Origin of the sequence: Marinobacter profundi, from assembly GCF_002744715.1 — a bacterium.
GTDB lineage: Bacteria > Pseudomonadota > Gammaproteobacteria > Pseudomonadales > Oleiphilaceae > Marinobacter > Marinobacter profundi.
In genome coordinates, this window is record NZ_KZ319369.1 from 278,472 (window position 1) to 290,340 (window position 11,869).

Here is an 11,869-nt window from a genome sequence, read left to right on the forward strand (position 1 = left end):
AGAGAGAGACCATGAGTCATTTGATCGACAAACTTACCTACTTCAGGAAGAAGCGCGAGCCGTTCGCCAACGGCCACGGCGAAACCCATGACGTCAACCGTGACTGGGAAAACGGCTACCGCCAGCGCTGGCAGCACGACAAGATCGTGCGCTCCACCCACGGCGTCAACTGCACCGGCTCCTGCAGCTGGAAGATCTACGTCAAGAATGGCCTGGTGACCTGGGAAACCCAGCAGACTGACTATCCCCGTACCCGTCCGGACCTGCCCAATCATGAGCCCCGCGGTTGTCCCCGGGGAGCCAGCTACTCCTGGTACATGTACAGCGCCAACCGCCTGAAATACCCGCTGATGCGCAAGCATCTGATGAAGCTGTGGCGTGCAGCCCGAATTCAGTTCAACGACCCGGTGGAAGCCTGGGCGTCCATCGTGGAGGATCCGGCCAAGACCGCCGAGTACAAGCCCCGTCGTGGCATGGGTGGTTTCGTGCGCTCGAGCTGGGACGAGGTTAACGAGCTGATCGGTGCCGCCAACGTCTACACTGCCAAGCAGCATGGCCCGGACCGCATCATCGGGTTCTCTCCGATTCCTGCCATGTCCATGGTCTCCTACGCGGCGGGCAGTCGCTACCTGTCGATGATCGGTGGCGTCTGCATGAGCTTCTACGACTGGTACTGCGACCTGCCGCCGGCCTCTCCGCAAACCTGGGGTGAGCAGACCGACGTTCCGGAATCCGCCGACTGGTACAACTCCGGCTACATCATCGCCTGGGGCTCCAACGTACCCCAGACCCGGACTCCGGATGCCCACTTCTTCACTGAAGTCCGCTACAAGGGCACCAAGACCGTCGCCATCACGCCGGACTACGCGGAAGTGTCCAAGCTGTCCGACGAGTGGCTGAACCCGAAACAGGGCACCGACGCTGCTCTGGGCATGGCCATGGGCCACGTGATCCTCAAGGAATTCCACGTCGACAAGCCGAGTGAGTACTTCACCGACTACGTGCGCCGCTACACTGACATGCCGTACCTGGTCATGCTGGAAGAAAAGGACGACGGCAGCTATGTGCCGGGCCGCTTCCTGCGCGCCAGCGACCTGGTGGATGGACTGGGCGAAGAGAACAACCCGGAATGGAAAACCATCGCCATTGACGAGGGCACTGGCGAACTGACCGCTCCGAACGGCTCCATCGGTTATCGCTGGGGTGAGAAGGGCAAGTGGAACCTGAAGCAGACCGCCAAGGGCTCCGATGTCAATCTGCAGCTGTCCATGGTCGAGAAGCACGACGAAGTGGTGGATGTGGCCTTCCCGTATTTTGGCGGCATCGAGCACGACCATTTCCAGCACGTCGAGATCAAGGACATCCTCAAGCACAAGCTGGGTACCCGCAAGGTCAAGCTGGCGGATGGTTCCGAGGGCCGCGTGGTCACGGTCTATGACCTGATGGTTGCCAACTACGGCATCAGCCGCGGTCTGGGTGACGATGACGGCGCCACTTCCTATGACGAAGTGAAGCCCTATACCCCGGCCTGGCAGGAAAAGATCACCGGCGTACCCGCCGAGAAAGTGATCCGCATTGCCCGTGAGTTTGCGGACAACGCCGACAAGACCAAGGGCCGTTCCATGGTCATCGTGGGTGCTGGTATGAACCACTGGTACCACATGGACATGAACTACCGCGGCCTGATCAACATGCTGATCATGTGTGGCTGCATCGGCCAGAGCGGTGGTGGCTGGGCCCACTACGTTGGCCAGGAAAAACTGCGCCCGCAAACCGGCTGGCAGCCGCTGGCCTTCGGCCTGGACTGGCAGCGTCCGCCCCGTCACATGAACTCCACCTCGTTCTTCTACGCCCACTCCGGCCAGTGGCGCTACGAGAAGCTGGGGGTCGACGAGATCCTGTCGCCGCTGGCAGACAAGTCCAGATTCGGTGGCAGTCTGATCGACTACAACGTGCGTGCCGAGCGCATGGGCTGGCTGCCGTCAGCGCCGCAGCTTAACCGCAACCCGCTGACCATCGCGGCCGAAGCCGAGAAAGCCGGAATGGAGGTGGCGGATTATGTCACCCGGTCCCTGAAAGACGGCTCGCTGGCGTTTGCCTGTGAGGATCCGGAGGCACCGCAGAACCATCCGCGCAACATGTTCATCTGGCGTTCGAACCTGCTGGGCTCCTCCGGCAAGGGTCACGAATACATGCTGAAATACCTGCTCGGCACCAAGAGCGGCCTGCAGGGCAAGGACCTGGGCCACGAAGGCGGCGCCAAGCCAACCGAGGTTACCTGGCACGACGAGGCGCCGGAAGGCAAGCTCGACCTGCTGGTCACCCTGGACTTCCGCATGTCCACCACCTGTCTGTATTCCGACATCGTGCTGCCGACCGCCACCTGGTACGAGAAGAACGACCTGAATACCTCGGACATGCACCCGTTCATCCACCCGCTGACCGCTGCCACTGATCCGGCCTGGGAAGCGCGTAGCGACTGGGAAATCTACAAGGGCATTGCCAAGTCCTTCTCCAGGGCAGCTGAGGGCCACCTGGGTGTCGAGAAGGATGTGGTTACCCTGCCACTGCTGCACGATGCGCCCGCCGAGCTGGGCCAGCCGTTCGATGTGAAGGACTGGAAGAAAGGCGAATGCGAGCTGATCCCCGGCAAGACTGCGCCGAGCATCATCACCGTTGAGCGGGATTACCCGAACACCTACGCCCGTTTCACCTCCCTTGGGCCGCTGATGGACAAGCTGGGTAATGGCGGCAAGGGCATCAACTGGAATACCGAGAAGGAAGTCAACTTCCTGAAGGAGCTGAACTATACCCATCTGGAGGGTGCCAACGCCGGTCGCCCGAAGATCGAGTCGGCCATTGATGCGGCGGAAGTGATCCTGACCCTGGCGCCGGAAACCAACGGCCAGGTGGCGGTGAAGGCCTGGGCGGCGCTGTCGGAAATGACCGGGCTGGATCACACCCACCTGGCGACCAACAAGGAAGAGGAAAAGATCCGCTTCCGCGACATCGTGGCACAGCCGCGCAAGATCATCTCCAGCCCGACCTGGTCAGGCCTGGAAGACGAACACGTGTCCTACAACGCGGGCTATACCAACGTCCACGAGCTGATCCCCTGGCGTACCCTGACCGGCCGTCAGCAGTTCTACCAGGATCACGAGTGGATGCGTGCCTTCGGTGAAAGCCTGCTGGTGTATCGCCCGCCGATCAATACCAAGGCAGCGACACCGTTGCTGGGCGCCAAACCCAACGGTAACCCGGAGAAGGCGCTGAACTGGATCACCCCGCACCAGAAGTGGGGTATCCACAGCACCTACAGCGACAACCTGTTGATGCTGACCCTGTCCCGCGGTGGTCCCATCGTGTGGCTGAGCGAGGATGACGCCAGGGAAATCGGCGTGGCCGACAACGACTGGATCGAGCTGTTCAACGCCAACGGCGCCATTGCGGCGCGGGCGGTGGTGAGCCAGCGGGTGATGCCGGGCATGGTGATGATGTACCACGCCCAGGAGCGGATCGTGAACATTCCGGGCTCGGAGATCACCGGAACCCGGGGCGGTATTCACAACTCGGTAACCCGGGTGTGCCCGAAGCCGACCCACATGATCGGCGGCTACGCCCAGTACTCCTACGGCTTCAACTACTACGGCACCGTTGGCTCGAACCGCGACGAGTTCGTGGTGGTGCGCAAGATGCATAACATCGACTGGCTCGATGGCGAAGGTAACGACGATGTACAGGAGGCAGTGAAATGAAAATCCGTTCCCAAGTCGGCATGGTGCTGAACCTGGACAAGTGCATCGGTTGCCACACCTGTTCAGTTACCTGCAAAAACGTCTGGACCAGCCGGGAAGGCATGGAGTACGCATGGTTCAACAACGTCGAGACCAAACCCGGTATCGGCTACCCGAAAGAGTGGGAGAACCAGGACAAGTGGAAGGGCGGCTGGATGCGCGACAGCTCCGGCAAGATCCGCCCCCGCATCGGTGGTCGTTTCCGGGTGTTGGCAAATATCTTCGCCAACCCGGACCTGCCGGAAATCGACGACTATTACGAGCCGTTTGACTTTGATTACCAGCACCTGCATACCGCAGGCGACAGCAAGCACCAGCCGATTGCCCGGCCCCGCTCGCTGATCTCCGGCGAGCGCATGAAGAAAATCGAATGGGGTCCCAACTGGGAAGAAATCCTCGGTACCGAGTTCGCCAAGCGCCGCAAGGACAAGAACTTCGACCAGGTGCAGGCGGATATTTACGGCCAGTTCGAGAACACCTTCATGATGTACCTGCCGCGCCTGTGCGAGCACTGCCTGAACCCGGCGTGTGTGGCCAGCTGCCCGAGCGGTGCCATCTACAAGCGTGAAGAAGACGGCATCGTGCTGATCGACCAGGACAAGTGCCGCGGCTGGCGGATGTGTGTCTCTGGCTGCCCGTACAAGAAGATCTACTTCAACTGGAAGACCGGCAAGTCCGAGAAGTGCATCTTCTGCTACCCGCGGATCGAAGCCGGTATGCCCACCGTATGCTCCGAGACCTGCGTCGGCCGGATCCGCTACCTCGGTGTTCTGCTGTATGACGCCGATCGCATCGAAGAAGTGGCCAGCACCCCGGGCGAGCACGAGCTGTACGAGAAACAGCTGGAAATCTTCCTCGACCCGTTCGACCCGAAAGTGATCGAGCAGGCGAAGAAAGACGGCATTCCGATGAACGTGATCAAGGCTGCCCAGGAAAGCCCGGTGTACAAGATGGCGGTGGACTGGAAACTGGCCCTGCCGCTGCACCCGGAATACCGCACCTTGCCCATGGTCTGGTACGTGCCGCCGCTGAGCCCGATCCAGTCTGCGGCAGAGGCCGGCAAGATCGAGTTCGACGGCGTACTGCCGAAGATCGAGAGCCTGCGTATTCCGGTCAAGTACCTGGCCAACCTGCTGACTGCCGGCGATGAGAAGCCCATCGTCCGTGCCCTCAAGCGAATCATGGCGATGCGTTTGTACAAGCGTGCCGAGACCGTGGAAGGCAAGGAAGACCTGCGCGCCCTTGAGGAAGCCGGCCTGACCAAGGCCCAGGCCGACGAAATGTACCGTTACCTGGCCATTGCCAACTACGAGGATCGCTTCGTGATTCCCACCAGCCACCGTGAGCTGGCAAAGGAAGCCTTCCCGGACGCTACCGCCTACGGCGAGCGCGGCGGTTGCGGCTTCAGCTTCGGCGATGGCTGCAGCGGCGGCGACAGCGAGTTCAGCCTGTTCGGAGGCAAGAAGCAGACCACCAGCATGGTGCAGAAGCTGGCCACCGTGAAACAGGTCGACCCGAAACAGCTGCAGGAATAAGGAGCGCATCATGATTCTGCTGAAAGTGATTGCCCGGTTGCTGGATTACCCGACAGCCGAACTGCAGGCGTCCCACGATGCCCTGACCGCGGTAGTACTGGAAGACACCCACCTGCCGCGGGACCGGAAGCAGCAGCTGCTAAGTTGCATCGACCGGCTTTGCCTGGGGGATCTGCTGGACCTGCAGGAGGAATATGTCGGCACCTTTGACCGTGGCCGGGCAACCTCCCTGCTGCTGTTCGAGCACGTTCACGGCGAGTCCCGTGACCGTGGTCAGGCGATGGTCGACCTGATGGCCCAGTACGAGGCGGCTGGCCTGGAGCTGGACGCCAAGGAGCTGCCGGACTATCTGCCCCTGTTCCTTGAGTACCTCTCCCTGCGTCCGCAGGAGGAGGTCACCGGCTGGCTGGAGGATATTCACCATATCCTCGGCCTGCTGGCGGAGCGGCTGTTCCAGCGCGAAAGCATGTACAGCGTGCTGATGGACAGCCTGCTGGTGCTTGCCGGACGGCAACCGGATCGTCGCGAACTGGCGCGGATTGTCGCGGCCGAAGAGCGGGATGATACCCCGGAGGCCCTGGACAAGGTCTGGGAAGAGGAAATGGTGAAGTTTGTGGATGACCAGGGCAGTTCCTGCAGCACCGGCAATGTTGTTGGCCAGCGCCGCCGGGAGCTGGAGCAGGTTCAGACCATTCACCTGAGTGACAAGCTGATGACGGATGCCGCCCCCCGTCAGACAGGGCGCGCCTGAGGGCGCAGGAGGAAACTGAAATGATGTCCTATCTCAATACATTGCTCTTCGGGATCTACCCGTACATTGCCCTCGTCGTGCTGTTTGTCGGTACCTGGGCACGTTATGACCACGGTCAGTTCACCTGGAAAGCCCACTCCAGCCAGATGCTGCGCAAGAAGAACATGGTGCTGGCGTCGGTGCTGTTCCACGTGGGCGTGCTGGTGATCTTCTTTGGCCACCTGGTGGGCCTGCTCACCCCGCACTGGGCCTACGAGTGGATTATCACTCCGGGTCAGAAGCAGGTGATGGCCATTGTGGTTGGCGGCATCGCCGGCGTCATGGCGCTGATCGGTGGTGGCATGCTGGCCTGGCGCCGGCTGACCGATCCGCGGGTTCAGGCCAGCAGCACCTTTGCTGACAACATGATCATCGTGATCCTGGTGATCCAGCTGGCGCTCGGCCTGCTCACCATCCTGCCCACCCTGGGCCACCTGGATGGCAGCACCATGCTCCGCTTCAGTGCCTGGGCACAGGGTATCTTCACCCTGCAGGGCGGTGTTGCCGATCACCTGGTGGGCGTGCACTGGATCTACAAGACCCACATCTTCCTGGGCCTGACCATCTTTGTGCTCTTCCCCTTCACCCGTCTGGTACACATGCTGAGCGTTCCGCTGGAGTACTTCGGCCGCCGCTATCAGGTGGTCCGCAAGCGGGCGTAATGACCGGCGTTTCCAACAAGGGGACAGGTTTCAGATCTGTCCCCGTGACCCAGAGGCAAACATCATGCAACTGATCCCCGTCGGCGATGCCGAAAAACCCAGAAACCAGTTCCCTCCGGTGTCCGTAGGCGAGACCCTGATCGGCGAGGAAGATATTGCCCGCGAGATGCAGCACCACCCGGCAGAGGAAGTCGCGCAGGCCTGGCACGATGCCGCCAGAAGCCTGGTGATCCGGGAACTCCTGCTGCAACAGGCCAACCGCCTCCAGTTGTCGGATGAAATGGACGAGGAAGATCGTATTGCCCGTGTCCTGGAGCTGGAACTACAGGTTCCGGATCCCACCGAGGCAGACTGCGAGCGGTTCTATGACGCCAATCCGGCCCGCTTCCGCAGTCCGACCCTGATGGCAGTCAGCCATATTCTGCTCGCGGCCGCGCCGGATGACGTCCAGGAACGGATCCGCCAGGAAGAGGCTGGACGCCAGTTGTTGTCGGGGTTGCTGGATGGCCGCTCCCGGTTTGACGAGCTTGCCCGGCAGTATTCGGCCTGTGAATCCCGCCATCAGGGTGGCAGTCTGGGACAGATCAGCAAGGGCCAGACGGTAGAAGAGTTTGAGCGCCCGGTACTGAGTCTGCGGGAAGGCCTGTGCCCCGAACTGATCGAGAGCCGCTATGGCTGGCACATCGTGCGGGTGGACCAGCGTATTGATGGCGAGCAGCTGCCCTATGAGCATGTGAAGCCACAGATTCGCCAGTTCCTGAGTGAAAGTGTCACCCGGCGGGCGTTCCGGCAGTATCTGCAGGTACTGGCTGCGGAAACCGGTGTGGAAGGCGTTGACCTGGAACTGCCGGACTCCCCGTTAATGCAGTAACCCGTGCCTGATTGGGTGCAGAGTGCAACTTTTGACTTGGATCATGTTTCAGGTGTTATACCCGGTGTTTACCTCCAAGGAGGGAGCGATTTTTGACCATTATCGTTTTACTATTAAAGCAACATATAAAATGCATTAATAGTGGGGAAGCGGATCATGGCTCTTATACAATCCATCGGGTCGCGTTATACCAAGCCGGTACTGGTCGCGGCGAACAAGCCTTTTGAAGACGACGACAAGTTGCTGTCCCTGCGCCAGCATCCACTGTTTGCCGAGCTGAGTAGTGAGCACCTGGACCAGGTGCTGCAGCAGTCCCGTCAGATTCGTCTGGGTAACCATCAGCTGCTGTATCGCCAGGATATGCCGGCGCATCACTTCTTCTTCGTGATTTCGGGGCGCCTGCGGCTCTATCGCCTGGATTCGTCGGGGGTAGACCGCACCCTCGACAGCCTCGCGCCCGGTGACTGTTTTGCCGAGGTCATGATCTACGCGGATCCCCCCCGCTATGCCTGTTACGCCGAGGCCCTGAAAGCCAGCGAAGTGCTGATGATCCCGGTCCGGGCTTACCAGGAGCTGCTGGAAGCACATCCGCCCTATGCCCAGGTGGCATTGCGCCATTATGCGATGCGTGCGGTATCGCGGTTTCATGATCTGGAAATCATGACGGTCCAGAATGCCCGTGACCGGCTGATCCGATACCTGATCGACCTGCTTCCCGACGGGCCGCAACACTCCGGCGAGGTCGAACTGCCGTTGCCGAAGTGCCTCGTGGCTTCCCGGCTGGCAATGCAGCCGGAAACCTTCTCGAGAATCCTGGCCGATCTCAAATCCAACGGGCTGATCCGGGTTAATCGCAGCCGCCTGTTCATCCCGGACCCCGGCCGGCTGATCCAGATCAGCCAGTAATTCAGACACGGTGAGGTCGCAACGGCCTCACCCCCTGTGGAGGTTCTGTGAAAGCACGAAAACAGCGTCCGCTGATCTATTCCTGCTCCGGGTGCTCGGATGTTGCCCAGCTGGCCAACAACGCCGCAGTGCAGCTGGATCACGCCGGCGACTTCGAAATGTCCTGTATCTCAGGTGTTGGCGGCAAGGTCCCGGCGCTGGTCAAGACCGCCCAGTCCGGCCGGCACATCACGGTGATCGACGGCTGCCCGCTGCATTGCGCCCGGGCCTGCCTGGAAAACATCGGAGTCCAGCCCGATGAGCATGTCCGTCTTTACGAACACGGCTTCAAAAAGCATTACGGCCAGAGCTATGACAGCGAGGCTGTTGATGAGGTCTGCCAGATGATCCTGGAATGCCGGGACATCACCGGGGATGCCGAATAACCCCGGCACCCCTTCGCACCTCTTTCCCCAACCTGATAACCAGGATGAGTACCATGATTTCCAGCTATGCCGACCTGATGAAAGCGGTTGCCGAACAAAGCGAACCCCAGCGCCTGCTGTTTGTATTCTGCCGGGCCGAGTTGCCAGACGACGCCTCGGACGAGGAGAAGGCGGGTTTCGAGCGGGGCGAGGGTGGCGCCCTGACACCGGTGGTGTGTGTCGACAAGGCACCCGACGAAGTGACGGACTTTGATGCCCTGGTGGCAGAGTCCCGGGAAACCGGCCAGCACTGGGACGTGGTTTTTGTGGCCGCGATGTCCGGACGTGGCGGCATGAAGCCTTCGTCCGATGAAGCCCAGCAGCCGCTGACCATGATGGTGGAGTCCATCCGCCTGGGGCACCTGGGTAACTATCTGCCGCTGGACAGTCGCGGCCAGGCGCTGGCGCTGGGCTGAGAGCCCGCTGACGCCCGCCACAAAGAGGAGTTATCCAGTAAGAGGTATTTGATTTTCCTCACGATCGTCTAGGCTGTACTTATTAACCGACCGCCAATGAGAAATATCAATCCGTTTGTAAAGCAACGGGCCTAAGATACCGGGCGTGTGTGGTGTTCATGCTGATAAATCTTCCAGACCGTTGTTTTGTTGGGGGTAATGTGAATTTTGTACGCAGTATTGTCAGGGTTCTGACCGGGGTTCTGTGTCTGATGGCTGGTCTGGCTAGCGCCATGCCGTTGGAGCAGTATGAGCCGCTGGCGGCTCGCCAGGTGATTCAGCAGGCGTTTCCCGAGGTAACCGACATCGCCCCCCGGGAAAGCAACCGGGCGATCCAGGAACTGCGTGCCGGCAACGAACTGCTGGGCTATGCCTACCAGAGTCTGGATTTTGTGCAGACTCCCGCCTATTCCGGTAAGCCGGTCAATGCGGTGGTTGTGCTGGATACCGAAGGCACCATCAAGGCCACCAAGGTTATCCACCACGATGAGCCCATCCTGCTGGTGGGTATCCCCGAAAGCAAGCTGCACATCTTTACCGACCAGTACACCGGGCTGAAGGCTGACCAGCGGGTTACCGTGGGTGGCACTTCGTCTGATACCAAGGTGGCGGTGGATGGGCTGTCCGGTGCCACGGTAACCGTCATGGTCATCAACGAAGTCCTGATGCGGACGGCCCATCGGGTGGGTGTCGAACTGGGCCTGGTTGAAGGGGGCAGCAGCAAGCGGCCGCCTGTGGCGGAGGTCGCCACTGACCAGTTCAGCGAACGCAACTGGGAGCAACTCACCGGGGATGGTTCCATCCGTCGTCTGCTGCTGACCCGCGGCCAGGTGGATGATTCGTTTGCCGGCACCGCTGCCGAAGGTATCGAAGCTGCGGCACCGGGCGAGCGGGACGACGCGCTGATTGACCTGTATGCCGGGTACCTGAACGCGCCGACAATCGGCCGCAACCTGCTGGGCGAAAACCAGTATCAGTGGCTGATGGGAGAGCTGAAGGACGGCGAGCATGCTATCGCCGTCATGGCCAACGGGGAATACTCCTTCAAAGGCTCAGGCTACGTCCGTGGCGGTATTTTCGACCGGGTTCAGATCCGTCAGTTCGGCGATACCTTCAACTTCCGTGACCTGGATTACTTCCGTCTCAGTGATGTCTATGCCGCCGGCATGCCGGACTTCTCCGAGATGGCCATTTTCATTGTCCGCCAGCAGTACAATTTCGACCCGGGCACCGACTGGGCCCTGGAGCTGACCGTCAAACGCCAGACTGGCCCGCTGGACAGCGAGTTCCAGGTGTTCCCGCTGACCTACAGCCTGCCGGAGCAATACTACACCCGTGCCGAGCCGGTACTGACCGAAGAAGAGATGCTGGCCGATCAGCCGCTGTGGGTGCAGGTCTGGTACCAGCGCCAGTTCCAGGTGCTGGTGCTGGGCGTCGGGATCGGTGTGCTGTTGTTCATCCTGTTCTTCCAGGACTGGCTGGTGCAGAAGCCCAAAATGATGCGCTGGATCCGCCATGCGTTCCTCACCTATACCCTGTTCTTTATCGGCTGGTATGCCCTTGGGCAGCTGTCCATCGTCAATGTACTGACCTTCGTGCACAGCCTGTTCAGTGGCTTTACCTGGGAAACCTTCCTGATTGATCCGGTGATGTTCGTGCTCTGGGCCGTAGTGGCTGGCATTGTCCTGCTGTGGGGACGGGCGGTGTATTGCGGCTGGCTGTGTCCGTTCGGTGCCTTGCAGGAGCTGGTCAATGAAATCGCCCGCAAGCTGAAGGTGCCCCAGTACACCGTGCCGTTTGCCTGGCACGAGCGGCTGTGGGCGATCAAGTACATCGTATTGCTGGTGTTGTTCGGGGTCTCCCTGGAGTCCATGGCGACCGCTGAGCGCATGGCTGAGGTGGAACCGTTCAAGACCGCCATCACCCTGCACTTCGACCGCACCTGGCCCTTTGTCACTTATGCGGTGCTGCTGGTGGTGGTGAATATCTTCACCCGCAAAGTCTACTGCCGCTATATCTGCCCGCTGGGTGCCGCGCTGGCGCTGCCCACCAAACTGCGGGTGTTTGACTGGCTCAAGCGGCGCAAGGAATGCGGCAACCCGTGCCGGCTGTGTGATCACGAGTGTGAGGTTCAGGCCATTCATCCGGACGGCCACATCAACTACATGGAGTGCCATTACTGCCTTGATTGCCAGATGACCTATTTCGACGATCACAAGTGTCCGCCACTGATCGTGAAACGGCGCGGCAAACGCCGTGGCCACAACGCACCCGGCCATCCGGAGCAAATACCGGTTACCCAGGTGTCCTGAGAGGAGCCCGCCTCAGAAGAGGCTCCCCGGGGAAAGCAAGACCTAGTGAGAAGCTAAAACCGCCATACCAATAACGGAGT

At 60.5% G+C, this 11,869-nt stretch carries 9 protein-coding genes; all 9 read left to right on the plus strand.

All coding sequences use genetic code 11. From position 1 onward, the window contains the following. Positions 1 to 11 precede the first annotated feature (11 nt). The 9 genes from CLH61_RS06835 to nosR all read left to right on the plus strand — a co-directional run bounded on the left by CLH61_RS06835 (position 12) and on the right by nosR (position 11,789). The gene (locus CLH61_RS06835) at positions 12 to 3,755 is read left to right on the plus strand and encodes a nitrate reductase subunit alpha (RefSeq protein WP_099613956.1); all 3,744 of its coding nucleotides are present in this window, start codon (positions 12 to 14) and stop codon (positions 3,753 to 3,755) included. After that, positions 3,752 to 5,329, plus strand: a complete 1,578-nt coding sequence (gene narH, locus CLH61_RS06840) for a nitrate reductase subunit beta (protein ID WP_099613957.1) — start codon at positions 3,752 to 3,754, stop codon at positions 5,327 to 5,329. Before CLH61_RS06835 ends, narH begins: the two co-directional genes overlap by 4 nt. Before the next feature lie 10 nt (positions 5,330 to 5,339). Continuing rightward, positions 5,340 to 6,080: a nitrate reductase molybdenum cofactor assembly chaperone gene (narJ, locus tag CLH61_RS06845; protein ID WP_099613958.1), complete on the plus strand. Its 741-nt coding sequence runs from the start codon at positions 5,340 to 5,342 to the stop codon at positions 6,078 to 6,080. A 23-nt stretch (positions 6,081 to 6,103) separates the two neighbouring features. Then, positions 6,104 to 6,781 carry a respiratory nitrate reductase subunit gamma gene (gene narI, locus CLH61_RS06850; RefSeq protein WP_099614212.1) on the plus strand — a complete coding sequence of 226 codons (678 nt, stop codon included), beginning with the start codon at positions 6,104 to 6,106 and terminating at the stop codon, positions 6,779 to 6,781. Positions 6,782 to 6,845: 64 nt separating this feature from the next. Next, on the plus strand, positions 6,846 to 7,652 hold the full coding sequence (locus CLH61_RS06855; protein WP_099613959.1) for a peptidylprolyl isomerase: 807 nt from the start codon (positions 6,846 to 6,848) through the stop codon (positions 7,650 to 7,652). Between the two features lie 156 nt (positions 7,653 to 7,808). Next, complete coding sequence (locus CLH61_RS06860; RefSeq protein ID WP_099613960.1) at positions 7,809 to 8,558, plus strand: Crp/Fnr family transcriptional regulator; 750 nt, start codon at positions 7,809 to 7,811, stop codon at positions 8,556 to 8,558. Positions 8,559 to 8,605: 47 nt separating this feature from the next. Then, entirely contained in the window at positions 8,606 to 8,983 is a 378-nt protein-coding gene (locus CLH61_RS06865; protein ID WP_099613961.1) for a putative zinc-binding protein, read from the plus strand. Positions 8,984 to 9,036: 53 nt separating this feature from the next. Further along, complete coding sequence (locus tag CLH61_RS06870; RefSeq protein WP_099613962.1) at positions 9,037 to 9,438, plus strand: ribonucleotide reductase subunit alpha; 402 nt, start codon at positions 9,037 to 9,039, stop codon at positions 9,436 to 9,438. A gap of 251 nt (positions 9,439 to 9,689) precedes the next feature. Beyond that, on the plus strand, positions 9,690 to 11,789 hold the full coding sequence (gene nosR, locus CLH61_RS06875) for a transcriptional regulator NosR (protein ID WP_211289079.1): 2,100 nt from the start codon (positions 9,690 to 9,692) through the stop codon (positions 11,787 to 11,789). Positions 11,790 to 11,869: the final 80 nt, after the last annotated feature.